Origin of the sequence: Streptomyces sp. NPDC001270 (genome assembly GCF_042896695.1) — a bacterium.
Taxonomy (GTDB): domain Bacteria; phylum Actinomycetota; class Actinomycetes; order Streptomycetales; family Streptomycetaceae; genus Streptomyces.
In genome coordinates, this window is sequence record NZ_JBIAXM010000041.1 from 1 (window position 1) to 25,999 (window position 25,999).

Here is a 25,999-nt window from a genome sequence, read left to right on the forward strand (position 1 = left end):
TGACCAGATGCTTCGAATAGTCGATGTACAGGTCACCGACGCGTACGACATACCGCTGGGCCCGTTCCGGGTCCGCCGCGAACAGCTCACGCAGGCTCTGCCGCCACTCGGCGCGGTGGTCGGTGAGCGCGGCCCACTCGGGGCGCCGGGTGAGCACGGGGTGGGTGGACTCGGCCATGTCAGACGTTCTCCTTGGTGCCCTCGCCGCGCAGGGCGACGGCGTACATCTCGTCGGCGTCGAGGCGGCGCAGTTCCTCGGCGATGAGTTCGGAGGTGGGACGGACCTTCAGGGCCAGGGTGCGGGGCGGCTGGCCGGGCAGGGTCAGCGTGGCCAGCGGTCCCTCGGGCCGGTCGATGACGATGTCGCCGTCGGCGGTGCCCAGGCGGACGGCCGTGACGACCGGACCGGCCGTGACGACCCGGTCGACCGGGACCGCGAGGCGCACCTCCAGCCAGCGGGCGAGCAGTTCGGCGCTGGGGTTCTCGGCCTCGCTCTCCACGGTGGCGGAGACGATCCGTGCCCGGGCCTGGTCCAGGGCCGCGGCCAGCATCGAACGCCACGGGGTGAGCCGGGTCCAGGCCAGGTCGGTGTCGCCGGGGGCGTAGGAGCGGACGCGGGCCTCCAGCGCCTCCAGCGGGTGCTCCACCGCGTACATGTCGGTGATCCGGCGCTGGGCGAGGGCGCCCAGCGGGTCCTTCGCCGGGTTGTCGGGCGCGTCCACCGGCCACCAGACGACGACGGGCGCGTCCGGCAGCAGCAGCGGCAGCACCACGGAGTCGGCATGGTCGGAGACCTCGCCGAACGTGCGCAGGACCACCGTCTCGCCGGTGCCCGCCTCGTAGCCGACCCGGACCTCCGCGTCCAGCCGGGACTGCGTGCGCTCCCGGGGCGTGCGGGTGTGCCGCTTGATGACCACCAGGGTGCGCGAGGGGTGCTCGCGCGAGGCGTCCTCGGCCGCCTTGATGGAGTCGTAGGCGTTCTCCTCGTCCGTGACGATGACCATCGTCAGGACCATGCCCACCGCCGGGGTGCCGATGGCACGGCGGCCCTGCACAAGGGCCTTGTTGATCTTGCTTGCCGTGGTGTCGGTCAGGTCGATCTTCATGGCCTGCGCCAGCTCCGTCCGTCTCGTGCGAGCATCTCGTCGGCTTCCTCGGGTCCCCAGCCGCCCGACGCGTACTGCGCCGGCCGGCCGTGCGCCGCCCAGTACTCCTCGATCGGGTCGAGGATCTTCCAGGACTCTTCCACTTCCCGGGGCCGGGGGAACAGATTGGCGTCGCCGAGCAGTACGTCCAGGATGAGCCGCTCGTACGCCTCCGGGCTGGACTCCGTGAACGACTCGCCGTAGGCGAAGTCCATGGAGACGTCCCGGATCTCCATCGAGGTGCCCGGCACCTTCGAGCCGAAGCGCACCGTCATGCCCTCGTCGGGCTGGACGCGGATGACGATCGCGTTCTGGCCCAGTTCCTCCGTCGAGGAGTGGTCGAAGGGGGAGTGCGGGGCACGCTGGAAGACCACCGCGATCTCGGTGACCCGGCGGCCGAGCCGCTTGCCGGTGCGCAGGTAGAAGGGGACGCCCGCCCAGCGGCGGTTGTCGACCTCCAGCTTGACGGCCGCGTAGGTGTCGGTCTTCGACTGGGGGTCGATGCCGTCCTCCTGGAGGTAGCCGGCGACCTTCTCACCGCCCTGCCAGCCCGCCGCGTACTGCCCGCGTACGGTGTGCGCGCCCAGGTCGTCGGGCAGCCGCACCGACTTGAGCACCTTCAGCTTCTCGGTGACCAGCGACTCCGCGTCGAACGCGATCGGCTCCTCCATCGCGGTGAGCGCGAGCAGCTGGAGCAGGTGGTTCTGGATGACGTCGCGGGCGGCGCCGATGCCGTCGTAGTAGCCCGCCCGGCCGCCGATGCCGATGTCCTCGGCCATGGTGATCTGCACGTGGTCCACGTACGAACGGTTCCAGATCGGTTCGTACATCTGGTTGGCGAAGCGCAGCGCCAGGATGTTCTGGACGGTCTCCTTGCCGAGGTAGTGGTCGATCCGGAACACCTGGTCCGGTTCGAACACGTCGTGCACGACCGCGTTCAGCTCGCGGGCACTGGCCAGGTCGTGGCCGAACGGCTTCTCGATGACCGCGCGCCGCCAGGAGCCCTCCGGGGGCTTGGCGAGCCCGTGCTTCTTCAGCTGCCGGACGACCTTCGGGAAGAACTTGGGCGGCACGGACAGGTAGAAGGCGAAGTTGCCGCCGGTGCCGCGCGAGCTGTTCAACTCCTCGACGGCCTCGCGCAACTGCTTGAACGCCGTGTCGTCGTCGAAGTCGCCGGGCACGAACCGCATGCCCTCGGCGAGCTGCTGCCACACCTCCTCGCGGAACGGGGTGCGGGCGTGCTCGCGCACCGCGTCGTGCACCTCCTGCGCGAAGTCCTGGTGCTCCCAGTCCCGGCGGGCGAAGCCCACCAGCGAGAAGCCCGGCGGCAGCAGTCCGCGGTTGGCCAGGTCGTAGACGGCCGGCATCAGCTTCTTGCGGGACAGGTCGCCGGTCACCCCGAAGATCACCAGGCCGGACGGACCGGCGATCCGGGGGAGGCGGCGGTCGCGGGGGTCACGGAGGGGGTTCACCCAGTCGGCGGCCGGCGCGGCCGGCGCGGCCGGCGCGGTCGGGGTGGTCGGTACGCGGTCCGGTGCCGGTGCCGGTTCCTGCTCGGGGACGCTCATCGGACGTCGGCTCCCTTGCTGTCCAGGGACTTGGCGACGGCGGTCAGCAGCTCCTGCCAGGCCGCCTCGAACTTGGCGACGCCCTCGTCCTCCAGCTTGCGCACCACCTCGTCGTAGGAGATGCCGAGCCGCTCCACGGCCGCGAGGTCCGCGCGGGCCTGCGCATAGCCGCCGGTCACCGTGTCACCGGTGATCTCGCCGTGGTCGGCGGTGGCGTCGAGCGTCGCCTCCGGCATGGTGTTGACGGTGCCGGGCGCGACCAACTGGTCGACGTACAGGGTGTCCTTGTAGGCGGGGTCCTTCACACCGGTGGAGGCCCACAGCGGGCGCTGCTTGTTGGCCCGGGCTCCCGCGAGGGAGGTCCAGCGGGCGCCGCCGAACACCTCCTCGTACGCCTCGTAGGCCAGCCGCGCGTTCGCCAGCGCCGCCCGGCCCTTGAGCGCACGGGCCTCGTCGGTGCCGAGGAGCGTCAGCCGCTTGTCGATCTCGGCGTCGACCCGGGAGACGAAGAACGAGGCGACGGAGTGCACGGCCGACAGGTCCAGGCCCGCCGCGCGGGCCCGCTCCAGGCCGGCCAGATAGGCGTCCATGACCTGCCGGTAGCGTTCGAGCGAGAAGATCAGCGTGACGTTGACGCTGATGCCGAGGCCGATGACCTCGGTGATCGCCGGCAGGCCCGCCTCGGTGGCCGGAATCTTTATCATCACATTGGGCCGGTCGACGAGCCACGCGAGCTGCTTGGCCTCGGCGACCGTCGCCGCGGTGTCGTGCGCGAACCGCGGATCGACCTCGATGGAGACCCGGCCGTCCCGGCCGCCGGTGGCCTCGTACACGGGCCGCAGCACATCGGCGGCGGCGCGGACGTCGGCGGTGGTCATCATCCGTACCGCCTCGTCGACCGTCACGCCGCGCGCGGCGAGGTCGGCCAGCTGCTCCTCGTAGCCTTCGCCCGAGCCGATGGCGGCCTGGAAGATGGACGGGTTGGTGGTGACACCCACGACGTTCTTGCCGGCGACGAGTTCGGCCAGGTTGCCGCTGCTGATCCGGCGCCGTGACAGGTCGTCGAGCCAGATGGACACCCCCGCGTGGGTCAGGCGTTCCAGTGCTCCCGCGGGCGCGGTTGCTTCGGTCACTGTGATCATCTTCTTTCTGGCGATCGGATCAACCGCGGGCGTCGGCCAGGGATTCCCGGGCCTTGGCGGCGATGTTCTCGGGGGTGAAGCCGTACTCGGCGAACAGCGTCTGCGCGGCCGCGGAGGCGCCGAAGTGTTCGAGGGAGACCACGCGTCCGGCGTCGCCCGTATAGCGGTACCAGGTCAGGCCGATGCCCGCCTCCACCGCGACCCGGGCCTTCACGGCCGGCGGCAGGACGCGTTCGCGGTACTCCCGCGGCTGCTCCTCGAACCACTCGACCGACGGCATCGACACCACTCGGGTGCCGATGCCCTCGGCCTCCAGCAGCTCCCGGGCGGCGACCGCCACCTGCACCTCGGAACCGGTGGCGATCAGGATCACCTCCGGGGTCTCGGCCGACGATTCGCGCAGCACGTACCCGCCCTTGGCCGCGTCCGGGTTCGGCGCGTACGTGGGCACGCCCTGGCGGGTCAGCGCGAGCCCGTGCGGGGCGGGGTGCGTGGTGTGCCTCTTCAGGATCTCGGCCCAGACGATCGCGGTCTCGTTGGCGTCCGCCGGGCGGACGACGCCGAGGCCGGGGATGGCCCGCAGGGCGGCCAGGTGTTCGACGGGCTGGTGGGTGGGGCCGTCCTCGCCGAGGCCGACGGAGTCGTGCGTCCACACGTAGGTGACGGGCAGCTGCATCAGGGCGGCCATGCGGACGGCGTTGCGCATGTAGTCGGAGAACACCAGGAAGGTGCCGCCGTAGATGCGGGTGTTGCCGTGCAGGGCGATGCCGTTCATCTCCGCGGCCATGGCGAACTCGCGGATGCCGAAGTGGACGGTGCGGCCGTACGGGTCGGCGCCGGGCAGCGGATTGCCCTTCGGCAGGAAGGAGGAGTTCTTGTCGATGGTGGTGTTGTTGGAGCCGGCCAGGTCGGCGGAGCCGCCCCACAGTTCGGGCAGGACCGGGCCGAGTGCCTGCAGTACCTTGCCCGAGGCGGCGCGGGTGGCGACGGACGTGCCCTCCTCGAAGACGGGCAGCGCGTCCTGCCAGCCCTCGGGCAGCTGACCGGCGACGACACGGTCGAAGACGCGGGCGCGCTCGGGCGTGGCGGTGCGCCACTCGGCGAGCCGCTTGTCCCAGGCGGCGTGCGCCTCGGCGCCGCGGTCCAGGGCCCGGCGGGTGTGTGCCAGCACCTCGTCGGCGACCTGGAAGTGCCCGTCGGGGTCGAAGCCCAGGACCCGCTTGGTGGCCGCGACCTCCTGAGCGCCCAGGGCCGAGCCGTGCGCGGCCTCGGTGTTCTGCGCGTTGGGGGCGGGCCAGGCGATGGTGGTGCGCAGCGCGACGATCGACGGGCGCCCGGTCTCCGCCCGGGCCGCGGCGAGCGCCGTGTGCAGGGCGTGCACGTCGACGTCGCCGTTCTCGGCGGGCTCGACGCGCTGCACGTGCCAGCCGTAGGCCGCGTAGCGCCCGAGTACGTCCTCGGAGAAGGCGGTGGCGGTGTCGCCCTCGATGGAGATGTGGTTGTCGTCGTAGAGGAAGACCAGGTTGCCGAGCCGCTGGTGGCCGGCGAGCGAGGAAGCCTCGGCGGAGACGCCCTCCTCCAGGTCGCCGTCCGAGACGATCGCCCAGATGGTGTGGTCGAAGGGGGAGGTGCCCTCGGGGGCCTCCGGGTCGAACAGACCGCGCTCGTAGCGGGCGGCCATCGCCATGCCGACGGCGTTGGCGACGCCCTGGCCGAGCGGTCCTGTGGTGGTCTCGACACCCGCGGTGTGCCCGTACTCGGGGTGGCCGGGCGTCTTGGAGCCGTGGGTGCGGAACGCCTTCAGGTCGCCGAGATCCAGTTCGTACCCGGCGAGGAACAGCTGGGTGTACAGGGTCAGCGAGGTGTGGCCGGGGGACAGGACGAAGCGGTCGCGGCCGGTCCACTCGGGATCGGCCGGGTCATGACGCAGCAGCTTCTGAAAGATCGTGTATGCGGCGGGCGCCAGGCTCATCGCCGTGCCCGGGTGCCCGTTGCCGACCTGCTGCACGGCATCGGCCGCCAGAAGGCGGGCGGTGTCCACGGCACGCCGGTCGAGGTCGGTCCACTCGAATCCGTCGGTTGATTGCGTGCTCATCTTCAAGAAGTCCTCGATCTCAGCGGAGTTCTGGCCGGACGCGTTAAAACTTAAAAGTCATACTTTTAGGAAGGAAGGTCGAGGTGTGTCAGCCTGTGGTGAAAGTGGGACACCGGCGCCACGACGGCGCGCGACAGGGGCGGCACAAGAGCGACATGGCGGGCAGAACAGTGCAAGGTGGCGATGGCGACGACGGGATCAGGACCTTCCCCTTCCCGGTCGACCTGAGCGTAGGCGGAGTCGGCATCCAGGTCGGCCCGATGGCGGCCGAGCGCACCTGGCACCCGGAGGCGCCGCTGCGCCGCGTCCACCGCATCGACTTCCACGTGGTCCTGCTGTTCACCGGCGGCCCCGTCCGGCACATGGTCGACTTCACCGAGTACGAGGCGACGGCGGGCGACGTGCTGTGGATCCGCCCCGGACAGGTGCACCGCTACTCCCGGACGTGTGAGTACCACGGGACCGCCCTCACGATGCAGCCCGGTTTCCTGCCCCGCGCCACCGTCGAGGCCACCGGCCTCTACCGCTACGACCTGCCGCCCCTGCTCCACCCGGACCCGGCGCAACTCGACGCCCTGCGCGCCGCGCTGGCGCACGTGGGCCGTGAGTACGAGGACACCCGCACCCTCCCGCTCAGCCTGCACACGGCCGTGCTGCGGCACTCCCTGACGGCGTTCCTGCTGCGCCTCGGCCATCTCGCGGCCAGTTCCACGCCCAGGCCCCGGCAGCAGACGGACACCACGTTCACGCTGTTCCGTGACGCGGTCGAGCAGGGCTTCGCCACCAATCACAGCGTCAGCGCCTACGCCGACGCGCTCGGTTACTCCCGCCGTACCCTCGTCCGCGCGGTCCGCGCCGCCACCGGCCAGACGCCCAAGGGCTTCATCGACAAGCGGGTGATCCTGGAGGCCAAACGGCTGCTCGCACACACCGATCTGCCCATCGGCCGGGTCGGTGCGGCCGTCGGCTTTCCTGACGCGGCGAACTTCTCCAAGTTCTTCCATCTGCACACCGGACTGACCCCGGCGGCGTTCCGGGCGGAACTCGGCTGACGCCCGCCCGCGCGCCGCACGACGGCCCCTGCCACACCCCGTCGGCCGCACCGCCTGCTGACCGGGCGCAGAACCGGGTGGCCGCCGTGGAACCGAAGCCGACACCCCTGAACCGCGCCCAGCCGCCCCGGGCGATCGCGCCGACGTCCACCACCGCCGGTCGTCCGCCGTCGCCGGTTGTCCGGCGTCGCCCGTCACACCGCGCTGCCGGCCTTCCAGTCCGCCCAGGACATGTTCCAGCCGTTGAGGCCGTTCGCCGGGTCCACCGTCTCGTCGCCGGAGTTCCTCACCACGACGACGTCACCGAGCATCGAACTGTCGTAGAACTCGTAGCCGTCCACGGACCGGTCGCCCGCACCCTTGGCGTCGTGCAGACCGACGCACCCGTGACTGGTGTTCTGGTGGCCGAACACCGAGGTGGACGCCCAGTAGTTGCCATGGACGAACGTGCCGGAGGTGGTCAGCCGCTGGGCGTGCGGGACGTCCGGGATGTCGTACTCGTCGCCGAGGCCGACCGTGGACGACTCCATGCGCGTCTGCTTGAACCTCTCACTGATCACCATGATCCCGGCCCAGGTCCGGTGATCGGAGTCGCCGCCCGTGACGGGATAGGTGGCGGTGGTTTTCCCGTCCCGCACGACCGTCATCCGCTTCGCCGCCAGGTCGACCGTGCTGATCTGCTCGCGGCCGATGTGGAAGGTGACGTCCTTCGACTGCTCGCCGTACACGCCGTCCGCGCCCTCGACGTCCCGCAGCCGCAGGCTCAGCGTGATCGTCGTGCCCGGTGCCCAGTACGTCTCGGGCCGGAAGTCCAGCCGGGTGTCGTCGAACCAGTGGCCCACCACCTCCACCGCGGGCTCGGCGGTCACCGTGATGGCCTTCTGCACGGCGGTCCGGTCCGTGACGGCACGGGTGAAGTTGAGGGAGACCGGCATGCCGACACCCGAGGTGGAGCCCGCCTCGGGGGTGAAGTAGCCGAGGAAGGTCTCGGCCGGCGCCTCGGTGGTGAACGTCGTCACCGTCGCCTCGGCGGCGTCCCGCGCCCGCGCCGTCACCGTGTACGCGGTCCCCGAGTACGGGTTGCGGGACGAGGTCCATTTCGTCCGGGCATCGTTCAGGCCACCGGGCAGAGAGGCGCCGTCGGCGTCGGTGACCTTGACGGAGGCCAGTGTGCCGTTGGCTACGGAGACCTCGACCGGGCTGGTGAAGTCGGCCTTCGCGGTGCCCGCCGCGGGCGTCACCGTGATCGTCGCCCGCTCGGTGACGGCCTGCGCGGACGCGGCAGTGTTCTTGCCGTTCTCGCCGTTCTTGCCGTTCTCGCCCCCGCCCGACGCGTTCGCGGACGAACCGCACCCCGTCAGGACCGCGGCCGGCGCCCCGCCGAGCAGGGCCAGTATCCCGCGCCGCGACCAGGTGCGGGACCGCTGCTCCGACCGATTCGATATGCGCGATGCGCCCACGACACGCCTTTCTGATATGTCTGATCGTCCCCCTCGTATCCGGACATCCTGCTCCGCTTGTCTGGGGCGGACCTTTGAATCCGTCCGGTGCTCCCTTAGATTCCCGTGAGGACAAGGCCGGTTGGGGCGTCGCACCGACCGGAACGGGGAGTTGTCCGGGCCGGTCCGTTCGTGAACGGAGCATGAACGCCCGACCGGCGGTCCTGAGTTTCCGGTGAGATCCCCGGACCGGCCTGGCTTCCCCACCAATCCGATAGGAATAGTGAGGAAGCAGCAGCTCGCCGACCCTGCCGGAGGTATCCATGACCGAAATCAGCAAGCGCCCCGTCGTGGCCGTCGTGGGAGCCGGCGCGTCGGGCACCCTCACCGCGGTCCAGCTCTGCGAGACGGCGGCCCGCCGCCGGATCCCACTCGATCTCGTCCTGGTCGACCCGGCCCCGGAGGCGGGCCGCGGCGTCGCCTACGCCACCCGGGACCCGCGCCACCGCCTCAACGTCCCCGCGGGCGGCATGAGCGCCTACCCCGACGAACCGGGACACTTCACCCGCTGGCTGTGCCGGCACGGCGAACCCACCGTCACCAGCGCCGACTTCGCCACCCGCTACCGCTACGGCGCCTATCTCGCCGACACCCTCGGACAGGCCGTCGTACGCGCCCACGGCACCGTCTCCGTACGCCGGCTGCGCACCCGGGCGGAGGACTGTACCGGCACCCCCGACGGCCGGGTGGAACTCCACCTCGCCGACGGGGGACGACTGACCGCGGACGCCGCCGTGCTCGCCACCGGGCCCGCCGCCCCGTCCGCCGCCTGGGCCACGTCCCGACTGCGGGACTCGCCCCGGTTCATCGCCACGCCCTGGGTGCCCGACGCCCTGGACGGCCCGCTCGCCGACGACACCGACGTCCTGCTCGTCGGTACCGGCCTCACCGCCGTCGACCTCGCCCTCACCCTCGACCGCCCCGACCGCACGGTGCACGCGCTCTCCCGCACCGGCCTGCTGCCCCAGCCGCACGCGCTCGGCCCGGCCGGTCCGATGCCCGCACCCCCGGACCTGTCCGACACCTCGCTCGGCCGGCTGCGCCGGGCCGTCTACCGGCACCTCAGCCGCTCCCTGCGCACGCACGGCGACTGGCGTCCCGCCCTGGACAGCCTGCGCCCGCACACCGCCCGGCTGTGGCGCAGCCTCACCCCCGGGGAACGGGAGGAGTTCCTGGCCCGCGAGGGCGCCCTGTGGAACACCCACCGCCACCGCATGGCCCCCGCCACCGCCGAACGCGTCTCGCGCGCCCGAACCGCCCGTCGGCTGCATGTCCACACCGGCACGGTGACCGACGTCCGGGCCGACGGCGACGCCGGGCTGCGCGTCGAACTGTCCGGCGGGCACACGCTGTCCGTGGGCTGGGTGATCGACTGCACCGGACCGGGACGGCGCCCCGACGACCCGCTGTGGCGGGCGCTGTTCACCGCGGGCACCGCGGTCGCCGGGCCGCTCGGCATGGGCGTCGCCACCCGCGACGGGCGTCTCGTGGACGCCCGCGGGGAGGCCGGGGCGCCGCTGTTCACGCTCGGCGCGCCGCGCCGCGGCGAGCTGTGGGAGACCACCGCGATCCCGGAGATACGCGTCCAGGCGGCCGAACTGGCCCGGCAACTGCTCGCCCCGCTCACCACCCGGCCCCGCACCGGACGCCGGCCGGCCGACGGCCACGGCCTCGCCCTGTCCACCCACGCGGAGGCGGCCGCCGCCTACCGCGGCGGACTCGACCGGGCCCTCAAGGTCCGCGCCGGAGCGGAGGACGGCTTCGCCCGCGCCGTCGCCCTCGACCCCGGCTTCGCCCTCGGGCACGCCGCCCTCGCCCTGCTCGGCCACGAGTGCTCCGCCCCCGTCGACGTGCCCCGCGCGCTCGCCGACGCACAGCGCGCCGCCCGCGAGCGGGCCGACGACCGCGAGCGTTCCTTCGTGGACGTCGTCACCCGCCGGATCGCCGGCGACGACGGCGACCGCGCGCTCATGACGCATCTGCGGACCTACCCGGGTGACGCGCTCGCGCTCGCCGCGGCCGTGCCCACCATCGCCTTCTCCGGCGTCAGCGACCTGCACGACGACGCGCTCCGGCTGCTCGACCTGACCTCGCCGGCGTTCGACGGGCACTGGTTCCACACCTCGCTGCTCGCCTTCCTGCGCCAGGAGCAGGGCCGGCTGCACGAGGCGGGGGAACTGGCGCACCGCGCCCTGGCCGTCGAGCCCGCCTCCGGGCACGCCGTGCACGCCCTCGCACACGTCCACTACGAGTCCGGCGCCCACGAGGCCGGCCGCGACTGGCTGGACCGCTGGGTGTCCGGCCGCGGCCGGGGCGCCGTCCACAAGGCGCACTTCTCCTGGCACATCGCCCTGCACGAACTCGCTCTGGACGACCCGGCCGCGGTGCGCAGGCGCTGGTTCGCGCAGCTCGCGCCCGGCCGGGTGACCGGGGTACGGGCGCTGGTCGACTCGGGTTCGATGCTGTGGCGGGCCAGGCTCAGCGACAACTGGCCCGGCGAACTGCCCACCGCCGACGTGCTCGACGCGGTCGCCCGTGACGTGTTGGAGCAACCCGCGACCGCGTTCACCGCGCTGCACGCCGCGGTCGCCCTCACCGCCGCGGGAGACCTGCCCGCGCTGCACCGGCTGCGCGACCACGCGGCGGGGGCCGACCCGGTGCAGCGGGAGGTCATCGCGCCGCTGTGCGAGGCGTTCGCCGCGCTCGTCGAGGAGCGGTTCGCTGAGGCGGCCCTGGGCCTCGACGCGCTGCTGCCGGTGCTGCGCCGGGTCGGCGGCAGCGCGGCCCAGCGGGAGGTCGTGGAGGAGACGCTGCTGTACGCCCTGGTGGCCGACGGCCGCTGCGACGCGGCCCGCCGCCTGCTGGACGCCCGCCTGGACCGCAAACCGGCACCCCGCGACCGGCGGTTGCTGGCGGCACTGCCCGGCTGAGGGACGGTCGTCGGCCGCAGGGTGTGAGGCGGCCCGGTACGCCGGCGTCGGAGCACGCGGGTCGCCTGCCTGCTCGGCTCAACCGCCTGCTTGCCTGCTCTGCTCGCTTGTCTGCGCGGTCGGGCCGTCTGCTTGAGGCGCCGTCGTACGGCCTGGTGGGGGTGTGCCGGGGTGCCCGCTCGTGGGGGCGGCCGGGGCGGCCGGGGCGGTCGAGGGGCGTGTGCCCGCTGCCCGGCTGGGGCCGCACCGTCCGTACCGGGGGCGTGGCGGCGCCAGGGCCGTCCGGGCTTCGTACGTCCCTCGGCCGTCCCTTGCGACCGTCCCCAGGCCGTCCCCTGCCGGGTGCGGATCACCGTCGGCGCCGCCCTCGGGGCGCGCTCTCGGGGCCGAGGGTGGCGGCAGGCCCGCGGCGGCGCCGAGGGCCCCGCCCCGCCGCTACGCCTGACGGCGTGTCAGCCGCAGTACGGGGGCGCATACCGCGGTGCCGCGCGGCGCCCCCGGCTCGTCCCGCGCCGTGCGCACCCGCAGCGTCAGCACCATCTCCTTGCCGTCCGGCGGCAGCACGAAGGGCAGCGGCACCGCCGCGGTCTGCCCCGGCAGCAGATCGGGCAGTTCGGCGGGTGCGGTCAGGACGAGGCCGTCGGCGCGGGACAGCTCCCACTCGCCCGCCAGCCAGGCCAGGCCGCGCCGCCGCTGATGGTTGCCGAGGACGATCCCCTCGTGCCTGAAGCACGCGATCCGGACCGGACCCGTACTCTCCCGGTGCTCACGTGTCACGGGCTCGCCCGGCCGGTCTTCCCTCGTTCACGCACGGGAGGATGCCGCGGCCCCGGAACCGACGGATGAACTCGCCCTGACGGCCGGGCGCCGCCCCGATGGCGGCTGGCCGGCAGGCGACCTGCCGTCCGGGAGAACGCGTCCCATCGCCCGTGACGAGCGCACCACCCTGATCCTGAACGTACGCAACCGCGGCACCCTGTCCGTACTGGACGCCGAGGCCGTCATCGAGGTGCCCTGCCTGGTCGACGCGAACGGCGCGCACCCGGTCGCCGTGGACCCGCTGCCCCTGCACGCGACCGGACTGGTCTGCGCGGTCAAGGCGGTCGAACGCGAGGTGCCGGCCGCCGCCGCGTCCGGTTCCCGGGCGACAGCCGTGCGGGCCTTCGCGCTCCACCTGCTGGTCGACTCCGTCACCGTGGCCCGCAGGCTGGTCGCGGGCTGCACCGAGGTCCACCCCGTTCTGTCCTGCCTCCGACAGGAGATACAGACCGGGCACATGGCCCGCTCATCGCGAACGGGTGGAGTGTGACAGGGGGCTTGGTTTCCGCGCTTCCCATGAAGAATTAAGAAACAGGTAAATCACCTGGTCACGACAACTGTCCGAGCCCGTTCGACCATGATGGTTCGCCTCCGCGACACCTGAAGTTCGCCCGCCGCCCGTGGGATGCCGGGCAGGCCAGAGAAAGGTGAGACCGTGCGAGACCCGCGTCTGTCCGCGATCGGCAAGGGACTGAAGCGCCGGGGGAGGCTCATGGCGCAGGCGGTGAGCCCGCCCCGCCGCACCCTCGACGCCGTGCCCGCCCAGCGCAAGGCCCCCGACAAGGCCGCGGGCGACGACAGCGGCGGCTACGCGGCGCCGCCCGCCCCGCGCCTCGTGGAGTCGCCGGTCTTCGTGCTCTCCTCGGTGCGCTCCGGCTCGACCCTGCTCAGGGTTCTGCTCAACAGCCACAGCCGCATCCGGGCCCCGCACGAGATGCATCTGCGCACGGTCCACGTCCAGATGTCGCGGCACTTCACCGCGGCCGCGATGAAGGAGCTGGCCCTCGACCGGCAGGAGCTGGAACATGTGCTGTGGGACCGGGTGCTGCACCTGGAGCTGAACCGCAGCGGCAAGGACGTCATCGTCGACAAGACCCCGCCCAATACCCTCATCTGGCCCCGCCTGCACCGATGTTGGCCGAGAGCCCGCTACATAGTGCTGCTGCGCCACCCCGGCGCGGTCATCCAGTCCCTGACCAACCGGCGCGAGAACCCGAACCACGACTCGATCCGCGCCGAGGTCCTGAACTACAGCGAGAAACTGGAAGAGGCACGCCGCCGGCTCGACCCGCATGTGATCACCTACGAGGACCTCACCGCCGACCCGGAGCAGGTCACCCGGGGCGTGTGCGCCTACCTCGGGGTCCCCTGGGAGAGCCGGATGCTCGACTACGGCACCCAGGACCACGGTGTCTTCCGCCCGCAGCTCGGCGACTGGAGCGAGGAGATCAAGTCGGGCCGCATACGCGCGGCCCGCGAGGCGGATCCCGCACTCGCCCTGCCACCGCGGCTCGAAGAGATCGCGAAGGCATGGGGGTACCCGGTCTAGACCCCCGCGCGGGCGGTCCGCGACGGTCGCCGTGCGTCCCGCTACAGGGGCAGGGCCTGCGGTGCGGTCTCCCGCGGCGCCGCGGGAGCGGGCGGCGCGGACCGCAGCGGCCCGGTCTCTTCCGGCCGCCGCTGCGGCAACGGCGCGGGCCACACCGGCCGCGGCCCCGACACCACCGTGTAGTCCGGACCGAGGAACGGCGGCTCGATCTCCCCCTGGTCCTCCCCGAGCGCCAACTGCACCGCCGCCCAAGGGGCGTTCACCCCGCACAGGGACAGCTGGTGCAGGCCGCCCGCGGGCCGCGTGTTGACATCGAGCAGCACCGGCCGGTCACCGTACATCCGGAACTGGATGTTGGAGAGGTAGTGCAGTCCGAAGCCCTCCGCGATCAGCCGGGCCGGCTCCAGCCACTGCTCCTGCACCGTGAACCCGCGGCGGCGGCCCGACTTGGTGCGGCCGACGGCCAGCCGGAGCCGGTTGTCCGGTCCGGTCAGGCAGTCCACCGACACCTCCGGCTGCTCCAGGCGTGGCATCACCAGCCAGTCCACCGGGTGGTCGGCCCGCCGGAGCGCCGCCACGACCAGGTCCAGTTCCACGTAGGGGCTCGGGAACCCGCTCAGATGCACGAGTGACAGCGGGCTCCGGGTGATCACGCGGAAGCCCACGCCGCCCGCGCCGGCGGCGGGCTTGAAGCACGCTTTGTGCCCGCCGGCCTCCAACTCCTCAACGGCCGCGAGGAGTTCGTCCGCCGTGCGCACTCGCCGCCACGGCGGCACCGGCACCCCCACCGAGCGGGCCGCCTCGTAAGCGGTCGCCTTGTCCTCGAAGAGGGCGACCGCCTCCGCGGTCGGCGCCAGCAGTGCCGTACCGGCCGCGGCGAACTCGGCGCGGTGCGCCACGATCGCGGCCTGGTGCAGCCGGGGCACGAACACGTCGATGCCGCGCCGTGCGCACTGGTCCAGCGCGTACTCGACGTAGCCGGCTGGGGACAGACCTTCCGGCTCCAGGTCGGCGGTGTCGGCGGCGGCCAGTACGGGGGAGTCGGGGTCGCCGTGCGTGGCATGGATCTCGACCGCCCGGTCGCTCGGATTTCTCCGCAGCTGATCCATGAAGAACACGTTCTCCGCGTACGTGCGGTTGAGCCAGACGCGTACGCGGGAGAGCATGCAGGCCGCCTTCCGGGGGCTTTGGGGCAGGACTCAGCGGCCCGTGCCCGGGCATGGTGGTGGGAGGGACACCGAACCGCGCTGTGCGACGGATGATCGTGGCGGTGGTGTTGCGGCGATCATACGGGTTTCCGGAGGCCCGCCGTGCAACGCGGGTGTTACGGATTCCCCCTTTCCGGGTGTCGGTTCTTGCCTTCCCCGGAACCGGAACCGGAACCGGAAGCGGACGGCGGCCGGGACGGGGACGGGCGGCGTCCGCGCGGCCCCCCGGGCATCGGATCACCGCCGCCGGGCCGGTGGACGCACCTGGCCCCGCCGGCCGGGGCACCTCGACGCGGTCGCCGCTCAGTCCCTCGGACACCAGGTGTGCAGCAGTTGGAAGAACGCCTCCTCGTTGCCCAGGAGCCCGGCGTCGGCCATCGCCTGCTCCGCCTCGGCCAGCACGGCGGGTGGGACCAGACACGGCCTGTCGCCGTCCGGTGGGCCGTCGAAGGCGGCACGTACCGTATGGAGCAGCCGCAGGTATGCCTGTACGGCGGTGCGCTCGCGGTCGGTCAGTACGGCGGTGGACATGGTCGGCTCCCCGGGTCGGCTCTGCGGTCACGCGTCGGGACGGCGCGTACGCCGCGCGTGGTGGTGGCGCACCTCCAGCTTGCCGTCCGCCACTGACAACGCCGTCCGGCCGCACCTGGTTTCGCCCGCTCGGCCGAGTCCGCGAGGGTGCGGGACCACGGGTCCGGTGAGGTCAGGGGGGCGGTGAGGGGCGACGCCGGGCCCGGCCGCGACGCGGGCGTCCGGCGCGCGGGGCGGTGCCGGTGGGTGCCGGTCCGGTCGGCTCTGCGGGCCCCGGCAGCCCCGGGACGCCCCGACCGGGCCCGCCGGACGGCCTGCCGGACGTCCGGCCGCAGGGGCCGCGCGGCGCGGAACCCCACTGGCCGGGCGCGGCACAGCTCACGACCGGGGGCGGCCAACTGGTCGTCGGGCGTGGTGCGTTCCTCGGCCGCGGTCAGGTCCTGGTCCGTCCTGTCCGACCGCGACCGGGGCCGCCTCGCCGAGCACCGCTCCGTACGACCGTTCCTCCGTACGACGGTCGCGGGTTCTTACGGATGCCCTTGGTCCGCCACCGGCTCACGACTCGGGCCGGTTGACGCTTTCCAGGAGCATGTCCAGCCACTCCGCGACCTTGTCCCGATGCTGGTCGGTGGGCAGTTGCGCGGCGCGCCAGGCGATGCCGCGCACCCCGTGGTCCTGGAGCAGCCGCTCCAGCGGGTCCGCGGCGGCCGTGGCCGCCGCCCGTTCGCGGTCGGCGAGCTTCTGCAGCAGCTCCTGCTCGGTGCGCTGGAGCGCACCCGCGACGGCCTCGGGGTCCTCCGCGGTGAGGAATCCGGCGTGCACCCGGAAGAAGCGTTGCAGGGCGTCGCAGTGCTCCATGGTGGGGCGCCGGTCGCCGTTGATGAGGGCGCCGGCCTGCTGCCGTGACATGCCCGCGCCGTCGGCGATCTCCTGCTGGGTGTACCTGCGTCCGTTGGGCTTGAGCCGGGTGCGGCGCAGCAGGTCCAGGCGTTGCAGGAACCGGGCCTGGACGTCGGGTTCGCCCGCGGCGCGGCCGCTCAGCAGGGCCCCGACGACGGGTTCGGGGACGCCGCAGGCGACGGAGAGCCGCCCGACGTCGAAGACTTCGGGATGCGGCACACCGAGCCGGTCGGCGAGCACGGTGACGCGTGCGACGACGGCCGGCAGCTGGGCGGTCGCCGTGGCGCCCGGATCCTCGTAGCCATCCGTCACGGACAGAACTCCTAGGTCTCTCAGGGGATGCGGTGGCTTGCCACCAGGGGCTGCCGTGAACTTCCCGGAGAGTAGCCCCTGCCTGGAACCCGCATCCAGGTCTCGCCACAACTGTGGCCAATTTCAGCCGCCAACGAGGTTGAAATGCCACGATAGTTGACACGGACGCTGTCTAGCAGCAGGATCACAAAGCCGCGTGAAGGCCGCAGAGGCAAGAGGGGTGACCTCCCGATGGCATATCAGGCAGGTGGGCGGCGGCCGGCGCCGCGGCCGGTCCCCGGGGGCCGCGAGGTCCAGGCGTACCTCCAGGACTACGCCATGCTCCTGGACGCGGTCGCGTTCCCGTCACTCGTCGTCGATCACCGCTGGGACGTGGTGTTGGCGAACGGTGCGTTCGAGACACTTTTCCGCGGTGTCGGATCACATCCCACGGCCATGCCCGGCGACAACTTCCTCCGCTTCGTCCTGTTCCATCCCGACGCCGGCACGGTGCTCGGGGAACACGAGTCGAGCTGGGCCCTGCCGATGCTGGCCCGCTTCAAGGCCGCCCTGGAGCGGTACGCCCACGACCACGGACTGCAGGCGATCCGCCGGGAGATCGCCCAGGACCCGATCATGGAGGCCGCCTTTCGGCACGGACTGCCGCACTGGATCCGCGCGGTCGGCGAGGCCGCCGCCGAGCACGACGGCGCCGTCCGCCCGCTGCTGCATCCGGACCCGCGCTGGGGCGCCACCGACTGCCGCATCGTCGACGACACCCCGAAGACCCTGAGGGAGCTGGGCCACAGCTGCATCACCTTCGTCCTGCGTGACCCCCGCCGCCCCGCGGCCACCGCCCGCCGGCCACGTCGCACCCGAGGTACGGCCGCCCATCTGACCGTCGTACCCACACCGGAGCCCTGACCCGGCACCGCCGGCGTTCAGGTCGCCGACGGCGCCGGGCGGGTCCACCTGGCCGGACGCACCACCCGCCCCAGGGGTAATGCAAGCCTCTTGCGTATCTTGCGCTATTCTTGCGCCCATGACGCGACGACTTGCGGAAGTGGCGAAGAAGGTCGGGGTCAGCGAGGCCACGGTCAGCCGGGTGCTCAACGGCAAGCCCGGAGTCTCCGAAGCCACCCGGCAGGCGGTGCTGTCCGCCCTCGACGTCCTCGGCTACGAACGGCCCACCCAGCTGCGCGGAGAGCGGGCCCGGCTGGTCGGCCTGGTCCTGCCCGAACTGCAGAACCCCATCTTCCCGGCCTTCGCCGAGGTCATCGGGGGTGCGCTGGCCCAGCTCGGGCTCACTCCGGTGCTGTGCACCCAGACCAAGGGCGGTGTCTCCGAGGCGGACTACGTGGAGCTGTTGCTGCAACAGCAGGTCTCCGGCGTCGTCTTCGCCGGCGGTCTGTACGCCCAGGCGGAGGCCCCGCACGACCACTACCGGCAGCTCGCCGACCGCAACATCCCGGTGGTGCTGGTCAATGCGGCCATAGCGGACCTCGGGTTCCCCGCGGTGTCCTGCGACGACGCGGTCGCCGTGGAGCAGGCGTGGCGCCACCTCGCCTCCCTCGGGCACGAACGGATCGGCCTGGTCCTCGGGCCGGGCGACCACATGCCCTCGGCGCGGAAGCTGGCCGCGGCCCGGGCTGTGGCGGGGGAGCTGCCGGACGAGCACGTGGCCCGGGCGATCTTCTCGATCGAGGGCGGACACGCGGCGGGCGCCAAGCTCATCGACCGCGGGGTCACCGGTTTCATCTGTGCCAGCGACCCGCTCGCGCTGGGCGTGGTACGGGCCGCCCGGCGCAAGGGACTCGACGTGCCCACGCAGGTCTCGGTCGTCGGCTACGACGACTCCGCGCTGATGAACTGCACCGAACCGCCGCTCACCACCGTCCGCCAGCCCATCGAGTCGATGGGCAAGGCCGCGGTCGAACTGCTCAACGCGCAGATCGGCGGAACCGCCGTACCCGCCGACGAGCTGCTGTTCGAGCCCGAGTTGGTGGTCCGTGGTTCCACCGCGCAAGCGCCGCGTGGCTGAGATGCAGTAGATCCCATTCCGCTGTCAAATAATTACAGATTCTGCGCGACATCTTGCGAACCTCTGTCCTCGATGCTTGAGTGTGCGGCACCCACAGCTCCTGTCCAGAGGGGTCCACCGATGTCAAGCACCGGGTTCCGCCGTACCTTCGTCGCGATCGGCGTCTGTTCCTCCCTTGCCCTCGTCGCCACGGCCTGCGGGTCGTCCGGCGACGAGTCGGCCGACGGCAAGACTCGCATCACCGTCAACTGCGAGCCGCCCAAGAGCGCCAAGGTCGACCGGAAGTTCTTCGAGGAGGACATCGCCTCCTTCGAGAAGCAGAACCAGGACATCGACGTCGTCGCGCACGACGCCTTCCCCTGCCAGGACCCGAAGACGTTCGACGCCAAGCTCGCCGGCGGGCAGATGGAGGACGTCTTCTACACCTACTTCACCGACGTCAAGCACGTCGTGGACATCAACCAGGCCGCGGACCTCACCCCGTACGTCAAGGAGCTGAAGAGCTACCAGACCATCCAGCAGCAGCTGCGCGACATCTTCACCGTCGACGGGAAGATCTACGGCATCCCGCGCACCGGCTACTCGATGGGCCTGATCTACAATCGCAAACTCTTCGAGAAGGCGGGCCTCGACCCCGACAAGCCGCCGGCCACCTGGGAAGAGGTCCGCGCCGACGCCAAGAAGATCGCCGCGCTCGGCGGCGGAACCGTCGGCTACGCCGACTACAGCGCGCAGAACCAGGGCGGCTGGCACTTCACCGCCGAGATGTACTCACAGGGCGGCGACGTCGTCGGCGAAGACGGCAAGAAGGCATCCGTCGACACCCCCGAGGGCCACGCCGTCCTGCAGAACCTGCACGACATGCGCTGGACCGACAACTCCATGGGCAGCAAGCAACTGCTCATCCTCAACGACGTCCAGCAGATGATGGGCTCCGGCAAGCTCGGCATGTACCTCTCCGCCCCCGACAACATCCCGATCCTGGTCAAGGAGAAGGGCGGCAACTACGACGACCTGGCGATCGCCCCGATGCCCGGCGGCCGGGCCACCCTCGTCGGCGGCGACGGGTACATGTTCAACAAGAAAGACTCGCCCGAGCAGATCCGGGCCGGCCTCAAGTGGCTCGACCACATGTTCCTCACCCCCGGCTCCGGCTTCCTCGGCGACTACGCCCGCGCCAAGAAGAACGACGCCCCGGTCGGCCTGCCGGAGCCGCGCCTGTTCACCGGCGCCGCCGACGCCAAGGACCAGGAGGTCAAGAAGGCCAACGCCAACGTCCCGGTGGAGAACTACCAGGCGTTCCTGGACGGCAACCAGAAGCTCCAGATGAAGATCGAGCCGCCCAACGCCCAGCAGATCTACTCCGTCCTCGACGGCGTCGTCTCCGCCGTCCTCACCAAGAAGGACGCGGACATCGACCAACTGCTCAAGGACGCCTCCGGCAAGATCGACAGCATTCTGTCCCGGGGCTGACGACGATGACGAAGACGGCCGCACGGCGAGACGCCCCCGCGATCGCCGTACGCCACATTCCGGCGCCGCCCCCGGTAGGGGGCCGGGGGCGGCGCCGCCTCCTCGACCAGCTCCACGCCTACGGATTCCTCCTCGGCGGCCTTGTCTGCTTCGCCCTGTTCTCCTGGTACCCGGCGATCCGCGCCGTCGTGATCGCCTTCCAGAAGTACACCCCGGGCGCACCGCCCGAGTGGGTCGGCACCGCCAACTTCACCCGGGTCTGGCACGACCCGGAGTTCGCGGCGGCCTGGCGCAACACGCTCACCTTCACGCTGCTGGCCCTGCTCATCGGCTTCGCGGTCCCCTTCGTGCTCGCCCTGGTCCTCAACGAACTGCGGCACGCCAAGGCGTTCTTCCGGGTCGTGGTCTATCTGCCGGTGATGATCCCGCCGGTGGTCAGCGCCCTGCTGTGGAAGTGGTTCTACGACCCGGGGGCCGGCCTCGCCAACGAGGCGCTGCGCTTTCTGCACCTTCCCACCTCGAACTGGTCCAACGGCGCCGACACCGCCCTGATCTCCCTGGTGATCGTGGCGACCTGGGCGAACATGGGCGGCACCGTCCTGATCTACCTCGCCGCCCTCCAGTCCATCCCCGGCGAGCTGTACGAGGCGGCCGAACTGGACGGCGCGAGCCTCCTCCAGCGCGTGCGGCACGTGACGGTCCCGCAGACCAGGTTCGTCATCCTGATGCTGATGCTCCTCCAGATCATCGCCACCATGCAGGTGTTCACGGAGCCGTTCGTCATCACGGGCGGCGGCCCGGAGAACGCCACCGTCACCGTCCTGTACCTGATCTACAAGTACGCCTTCCTCTACAACGACTTCGGCGGGGCGTGCGCGCTCAGTGTGATGCTCCTGGTGCTGCTCGGCGCCTTCTCCGCCGTCTACCTGCGGCTCACCCGCTCCGAGGGGGACGCATGAGCACCCGGACCCTGGTCTCGCCTGCGGTGCTGGCCCGCCCGCGTGGCAAGGCGGCCTACTGGACCGTGTTCACCGGCGTCGTCCTGCTGTTCGCGCTGGCCTTCCTCTTCCCGGTCTACTGGATGGTGACCGGCGCGATGAAGTCGCCGGACGAGGTGGCGCAGACCCCGCCCACCCTGATCCCGAAGGCATGGCACACCGGCGGCTTCACCGACGCCTGGGATCTCATGCAGTTGCCGCAGCACCTGTGGAACACGGTGGTCCAGGCCGCCGGCGCCTGGGTGTTCCAGCTGGTGTTCTGCACGGCCGCCGCCTACGCGCTGTCCAAGCTGAGACCCGCCTTCGGCAAGGTAGTGCTCGGCGGCATCCTGGCCACCCTGATGGTCCCGGCCCAGGCCATGGTCGTACCGAAGTACCTGACGGTCGCCGATCTGCCGCTGATCCACACGAGCCTGCTCAACGACCCCCTGGCGATCTGGCTGCCGGCCGTCGCCAACGCCTTCAACCTCTACCTCCTCAAGCGGTTCTTCGACCAGCTCCCGCGCGACGTACTGGAGGCCGCCGAGATCGACGGCGCCGGAAAGCTGCGCGTCCTGTGGTCGATCGTGCTGCCCATGTCCCGGCCGGTCCTCGGCGTGGTCTCGATCTTCGCGCTGGTCGCCGTGTGGCAGGACTTCCTGTGGCCGCTGATGGTCTTCTCCGACACCGACAAACAGCCGATCAGCGTGGCCCTGGTCCAGTTGTCGCAGAACATCCAGTTGACCGTGCTGGTCGCCGCCATGGTGATCGCCAGCATCCCGATGGTCGCCCTGTTCCTCGTCTTCCAGCGGCACATCATCGCCGGAATCAGCGCTGGCAGCACCAAGGGCTGACACGGCCTCCCCTCGACAGAAAGGCACGCACAGTGGGACAGCCCACCCATGCCCACAACCGGACCGACTGGTGGCGCTCCGCCGTCATCTACCAGGTCTACGTGCGCAGTTTCGCGGACGGCGACGGGGACGGCACCGGGGACCTCGCAGGAGTCCGCGCCAAGCTCCCCTACCTCGCCGAACTCGGCGTGGACGCACTGTGGTTCACGCCGTGGTACGTGTCGCCGCTGAAGGACGGCGGCTACGACGTCGCCGACTACCGGGCCATCCATCCGGCCTTCGGCACCCTCGCCGAGGCGGAGAAGCTGATCTCCGAGGCCCAGGAACTGGGCATCCGCACCATCGTCGACGTCGTACCGAACCACGTCTCCGACCAGCACCCGTGGTTCACCGCCGCGCTCGCCGCGCCCCCGGGCAGCCCCGAGCGCGAACTCTTCCACTTCCGGCCAGGACGCGGCGAGCACGGCGAACTGCCGCCCAACGACTGGCCGTCCCAGTTCGTCGGCTCCACCCAACCGGTGTGGACCCGGCTGCCGGACGGCGACTGGTACCTGCACCTGTTCACCCCCGAGCAGCCCGACCTCAACTGGGCGCACCCCGCGGTCCGCCAGGAGCACGAGGACATCCTGCGCTTCTGGTTCGAGCGGGGAGTGGCGGGCGTCCGCATCGACTCCGCCGCCCTGCTCGCCAAGGATCCCGCGCTGCCGGACTTCGTCGCGGGCCGGGACCCCAACCCGTTCGTCGACCGCGACGAACTCCACGACATCTACCGCTCCTGGCGGACCGTGGCCGACGACTACGACGGAGTCTTCGTCGGCGAGGTGTGGCTGCCCGACCCCGAGCGCTTCGCCCGCTACCTCCGCCCCGACGAGCTGCACACGGCCTTCAACTTCTCCTTCCTGTCCTGCCCGTGGGAGCCGGCGCGGCTGCGCGACTCGATCGACACGACCCTCGCCGAGCACGCCCCGGTGGGCGCCCCCGCCACCTGGGTGCTGTGCAACCACGACGTGACCCGTACGGCCACCCGCTACGGCCGTACGGACACCGGCTTCGACTTCGCCGCCAAGACCTTCGGCACCCCGGCCGACCTGGCCCTCGGCACCCGGCGCGCGCGGGCCGCCGCGCTGCTGTCGCTGGCCCTGCCGGGCGCGGTCTACGTCTACCAGGGCGAGGAACTCGGCCTGCCCGAGGCCGACATCCCGCTGGACCGCATCGAGGACCCCATGTACTTCCGCTCCGGCGGCACCGACCCGGGCCGCGACGGCTGCCGGGTACCGCTGCCGTGGACGGCCGAGGCACCGTACGCGGGCTTCGGGTCCCGCGAGGAGCCGTGGCTGCCGCAGCCGGCCGGCTGGACACAGTACGCGGCCGACCGGCAGCAGCGGGATCCCGCCTCGATGCTCGCCCTCTACCGCGCGGCGATCCGGCTGCGCCCCGCCTTCGGGGACGCTCCGCTCGGCTGGCTGCCCGCCCCCGACGGAGTGCTCGCCTTCACCCGTGCGCCGGGCACCATCTGCGTGGTGAACCTCGGCGAGGCCCCCGCCGACCTGCCCACGCACAGCGAACTCCTGCTCACCAGCGGCCCCCTGGACGGGACGGGCCGGCTGCCGCAGGACACGGCGGCCTGGCTGCGCGCCTGAGCCGCCGCACCACCCCCGCACCCGGCGGCTCGGCCCTGCGGCCGAGCCGCCACCGCACCTCCGCTATCCCCGCACCCCACGAAGGGATCAGCACATGCACAGCAGCACCCGCAAGGCTGTCCGGCGCATGCCGGCAATCGGCGCCGCCGTCGCCCTGGCCGCCGGCATGCTCGTCACCATCGCGCCGTCCGCGCACGCGGCGGCCGGCGCCACCCTGCCCTTCACCTCCGTCGAGGCCGAGTCGGCGACCACCACCGGCACGAAGATCGGCCCCGACTACACCCAGGGCACCCTCGCCTCCGAGGCGTCCGGACGCCAGGCCGTACGGATCACCTCCGGCCAACGCGTCGAGTTCACCGTGCCGCGCGCGGCCAACGCCGTGAACGTCTCCTACAACGTCCCCGACGGCCAGTCCGGCACGCTCGACGTGTACGTCAACGGGCAGAATCTGGCGAAGACCCTCACGGTCACCTCCAAGTACTCCTACGTCGACACCGGCTGGATCGCGGGCGCCAAGACCCACCACTTCTTCGACAACGCCCGCCTGCTGCTCGGTCAGAACGTGCAGGCCGGTGACAAGATCGCCTTCCAGTCGACCGGCACCCAGGTCACCGTGGACGTCGCCGACTTCGAGCAGGTGGCCGCGGCGGCCGGCCAGCCCGCCGGATCCGTGTCCGTCACGTCCAAGGGCGCCGACCCCAGCGGCAACGGCGACTCCACCCAGGCGTTCCGGGACGCCATCGCCGCCGCCCAGGGCGGTGTGGTGTGGATCCCGCCGGGCGACTACAAACTGACGTCCTCGCTCAGCGGCGTGCAGAACGTGACCCTCCAGGGCGCCGGCAACTGGTACTCCGTCGTCCACACCTCCCGCTTCATCGACCAGTCCAGCTCCGCGGGCAACGTCCACATCAAGGACTTCGCGGTCCTCGGCGAGGTCACCGAACGCGTCGACTCCAGCCCCGACAACTTCGTCAACGGATCGCTCGGACCGAACAGCTCGGTGTCGGGCATGTGGATCCAGCACGTCAAGGTCGGCCTGTGGCTGATGGGCAACAACGACAACCTGGTCGTCGAGAACAACCGCATCCTCGACACCACCGCCGACGGCCTCAACCTCAACGGCAACGCCAAGGGCGTCCGGGTCCGGGGCAACTTCCTGCGCAACCAGGGCGACGACTCCCTGGCCATGTGGTCCCTGTACGCGCCGGACACCGACAGCAGCTTCGAGAACAACACCATCTCGCAGCCCAACCTCGCCAACGGCATCGCCATCTACGGCGGTACGAACATCGCCGTGAAGAACAACCTGATCTCCGACACCAACGCCCTCGGCAGCGGCATCGCGATCTCCAACCAGAAGTTCGCCGACCCCTTCTCCCCCCTGGCCGGCACCATCACCGTCGACGGCAACACCCTCGTGCGCACCGGCGCCCTGAACCCCAACTGGAACCACCCCATGGGCGCGCTGCGCGTCGACGCCTACGACAGCGCCATCAACGCGACCGTCAACATCACCAACACCACCATCACCGACAGCCCCTACAGCGCCTTCGAGTTCGTCTCCGGCAGTGGGCAGGGCTACGCGGTCAGGAACGTCACCGTGGACGGTGCGACGGTGCGCGGCACCGGGACCGTCGTGGTGCAGGCCGAGGTGCAGGGCGCCGCCACCCTCCGCAACGTCACCGCCTCCGCGGTCGGCGTCGCCGGCATCTACAACTGCCCCTACCCGTCCGGCACCTTCACCCTCACGGACGGCGGCGGCAACTCCGGCTGGAACACCACCTGGTCCAACTGCTCGGCCTGGCCGCAGCCCGGCCAGGGCAACCCCGGCCCCGACCCGACCACCAACCTGGCGAAGGGCCGCCCCGCCAGTGCCACCGGCTCCGTGGACGTCTACACGCCGGGCAAGGCGGTCGACGGCGACGCGAACAGCTACTGGGAGTCCACCAACAACGCCTTCCCGCAGTCCCTGACGGTCGACCTCGGCTCCGCCCAGGCGGTGCGCCGCGTGGCCCTGAAGCTGCCGCCGTCCACGGCCTGGGGTGCGCGCACCCAGACCGTCACCGTGCTCGGCAGCACCGACGGCCAGACCTACTCCACCGTGGCCGGCGCGCAGGGCTACCGGTTCGACCCGGCCACCGGGAACACGGCCACCGTCGCCCTGCCGAGCGGCACCAGCCTGCGCTATCTGCGGCTGACCGTCACCGCCAACACCGGCTGGCCCGCAGGCCAGTTCAGCGAGGTGGAGGCGTACCTCACGCCGTGACCCCGGGCGGTGCCCCGCG

At 71.6% G+C, this 25,999-nt stretch carries 19 protein-coding genes and 2 pseudogenes; 11 read left to right on the top strand and 10 right to left on the bottom strand.

What is annotated here, in order from left to right:
• The 5 genes and pseudogenes from ACFY2B_RS39640 to tkt all read right to left on the bottom strand — a co-directional run.
• Window positions 1-178 (bottom strand): annotated as a pseudogene (locus tag ACFY2B_RS39640) (glucose-6-phosphate isomerase); the annotation flags it as partial.
• A 1-nt stretch (window position 179) separates the two neighbouring features.
• The gene (gene opcA, locus ACFY2B_RS39645) at window positions 180-1,106 is read right to left on the bottom strand and encodes a glucose-6-phosphate dehydrogenase assembly protein OpcA (RefSeq protein WP_390767916.1); all 927 of its coding nucleotides are present in this window, start codon (window positions 1,104-1,106) and stop codon (window positions 180-182) included.
• Window positions 1,103-2,713 carry a glucose-6-phosphate dehydrogenase gene (gene zwf, locus ACFY2B_RS39650; RefSeq protein ID WP_390767917.1) on the bottom strand — a complete coding sequence of 537 codons (1,611 nt, stop codon included), beginning with the start codon at window positions 2,711-2,713 and terminating at the stop codon, window positions 1,103-1,105. Before zwf ends, opcA begins: the two co-directional genes overlap by 4 nt.
• Window positions 2,710-3,855 (bottom strand): transaldolase, encoded by a 1,146-nt coding sequence (gene tal / locus ACFY2B_RS39655; RefSeq protein ID WP_390767918.1) that lies wholly within the window; start codon window positions 3,853-3,855, stop codon window positions 2,710-2,712. The genes zwf and tal overlap by 4 nt, the downstream gene beginning before the upstream one ends.
• A gap of 19 nt (window positions 3,856-3,874) precedes the next feature.
• On the bottom strand, window positions 3,875-5,950 hold the full coding sequence (gene tkt / locus ACFY2B_RS39660) for a transketolase (RefSeq protein WP_390767919.1): 2,076 nt from the start codon (window positions 5,948-5,950) through the stop codon (window positions 3,875-3,877).
• 155 nt (window positions 5,951-6,105) lie between these two features.
• Here tkt and ACFY2B_RS39665 point away from each other — a divergent pair, with 155 nt between their 5' ends.
• Complete coding sequence (locus tag ACFY2B_RS39665) at window positions 6,106-7,002, top strand: helix-turn-helix domain-containing protein (protein ID WP_390767920.1); 897 nt, start codon at window positions 6,106-6,108, stop codon at window positions 7,000-7,002.
• A gap of 194 nt (window positions 7,003-7,196) precedes the next feature.
• On the opposite strand, the gene ACFY2B_RS39670 is transcribed toward ACFY2B_RS39665, so the two are convergent.
• Window positions 7,197-8,462, bottom strand: coding sequence for an Ig-like domain-containing protein (locus ACFY2B_RS39670; RefSeq protein WP_390767921.1), 1,266 nt, complete (start codon window positions 8,460-8,462; stop codon window positions 7,197-7,199).
• 302 nt (window positions 8,463-8,764) lie between these two features.
• Here ACFY2B_RS39670 and ACFY2B_RS39675 point away from each other — a divergent pair, with 302 nt between their 5' ends.
• Window positions 8,765-11,431 (top strand): FAD/NAD(P)-binding protein, encoded by a 2,667-nt coding sequence (locus tag ACFY2B_RS39675; protein ID WP_390767922.1) that lies wholly within the window; start codon window positions 8,765-8,767, stop codon window positions 11,429-11,431.
• Between the two features lie 435 nt (window positions 11,432-11,866).
• Here the strand turns inward: ACFY2B_RS39675 and ACFY2B_RS39680 are convergent, their stop codons facing one another.
• Window positions 11,867-12,208 carry a DUF4981 domain-containing protein gene (locus ACFY2B_RS39680; RefSeq protein ID WP_390767923.1) on the bottom strand — a complete coding sequence of 114 codons (342 nt, stop codon included), beginning with the start codon at window positions 12,206-12,208 and terminating at the stop codon, window positions 11,867-11,869.
• Between the two features lie 139 nt (window positions 12,209-12,347).
• Between ACFY2B_RS39680 and ACFY2B_RS39685 the strand changes: the two are divergent.
• Window positions 12,348-12,740: pseudogene (locus ACFY2B_RS39685) on the top strand (hypothetical protein); the annotation flags it as partial.
• A 165-nt stretch (window positions 12,741-12,905) separates the two neighbouring features.
• Window positions 12,906-13,799 carry a sulfotransferase family protein gene (locus ACFY2B_RS39690; RefSeq protein ID WP_390767924.1) on the top strand — a complete coding sequence of 298 codons (894 nt, stop codon included), beginning with the start codon at window positions 12,906-12,908 and terminating at the stop codon, window positions 13,797-13,799.
• Window positions 13,800-13,840: 41 nt separating this feature from the next.
• Here the strand turns inward: ACFY2B_RS39690 and ACFY2B_RS39695 are convergent, their stop codons facing one another.
• The 3 genes from ACFY2B_RS39695 to ACFY2B_RS39705 all read right to left on the bottom strand — a co-directional run bounded on the left by ACFY2B_RS39695 (window position 13,841) and on the right by ACFY2B_RS39705 (window position 16,750).
• Entirely contained in the window at window positions 13,841-14,965 is a 1,125-nt protein-coding gene (locus tag ACFY2B_RS39695) for an ATP-grasp domain-containing protein (protein WP_390767925.1), read from the bottom strand.
• A 345-nt stretch (window positions 14,966-15,310) separates the two neighbouring features.
• Window positions 15,311-15,538 (bottom strand): hypothetical protein, encoded by a 228-nt coding sequence (locus ACFY2B_RS39700; RefSeq protein ID WP_390767926.1) that lies wholly within the window; start codon window positions 15,536-15,538, stop codon window positions 15,311-15,313.
• A 555-nt stretch (window positions 15,539-16,093) separates the two neighbouring features.
• Window positions 16,094-16,750 (bottom strand): helix-turn-helix domain-containing protein, encoded by a 657-nt coding sequence (locus tag ACFY2B_RS39705; protein WP_390767927.1) that lies wholly within the window; start codon window positions 16,748-16,750, stop codon window positions 16,094-16,096.
• 231 nt (window positions 16,751-16,981) lie between these two features.
• On the opposite strand from ACFY2B_RS39705, the gene ACFY2B_RS39710 reads away from it, so the two are divergent.
• The 7 genes from ACFY2B_RS39710 (at window position 16,982) to ACFY2B_RS39740 (ending at window position 25,980) form a co-directional block, all read left to right on the top strand.
• On the top strand, window positions 16,982-17,653 hold the full coding sequence (locus ACFY2B_RS39710; protein WP_390767928.1) for a hypothetical protein: 672 nt from the start codon (window positions 16,982-16,984) through the stop codon (window positions 17,651-17,653).
• Between the two features lie 118 nt (window positions 17,654-17,771).
• On the top strand, window positions 17,772-18,770 hold the full coding sequence (locus ACFY2B_RS39715) for a LacI family DNA-binding transcriptional regulator (protein WP_376537551.1): 999 nt from the start codon (window positions 17,772-17,774) through the stop codon (window positions 18,768-18,770).
• A 120-nt stretch (window positions 18,771-18,890) separates the two neighbouring features.
• Window positions 18,891-20,243, top strand: coding sequence for an ABC transporter substrate-binding protein (locus tag ACFY2B_RS39720; RefSeq protein ID WP_390767929.1), 1,353 nt, complete (start codon window positions 18,891-18,893; stop codon window positions 20,241-20,243).
• Window positions 20,244-20,248: 5 nt separating this feature from the next.
• On the top strand, window positions 20,249-21,202 hold the full coding sequence (locus ACFY2B_RS39725; protein WP_390767930.1) for a carbohydrate ABC transporter permease: 954 nt from the start codon (window positions 20,249-20,251) through the stop codon (window positions 21,200-21,202).
• Window positions 21,199-22,074 carry a carbohydrate ABC transporter permease gene (locus tag ACFY2B_RS39730; protein WP_390767931.1) on the top strand — a complete coding sequence of 292 codons (876 nt, stop codon included), beginning with the start codon at window positions 21,199-21,201 and terminating at the stop codon, window positions 22,072-22,074. The genes ACFY2B_RS39725 and ACFY2B_RS39730 overlap by 4 nt, the downstream gene beginning before the upstream one ends.
• A gap of 32 nt (window positions 22,075-22,106) precedes the next feature.
• On the top strand, window positions 22,107-23,714 hold the full coding sequence (locus ACFY2B_RS39735) for a glycoside hydrolase family 13 protein (protein ID WP_390767932.1): 1,608 nt from the start codon (window positions 22,107-22,109) through the stop codon (window positions 23,712-23,714).
• A 94-nt stretch (window positions 23,715-23,808) separates the two neighbouring features.
• The gene (locus tag ACFY2B_RS39740) at window positions 23,809-25,980 is read left to right on the top strand and encodes a discoidin domain-containing protein (protein ID WP_390767933.1); all 2,172 of its coding nucleotides are present in this window, start codon (window positions 23,809-23,811) and stop codon (window positions 25,978-25,980) included.
• Window positions 25,981-25,999: the final 19 nt, after the last annotated feature.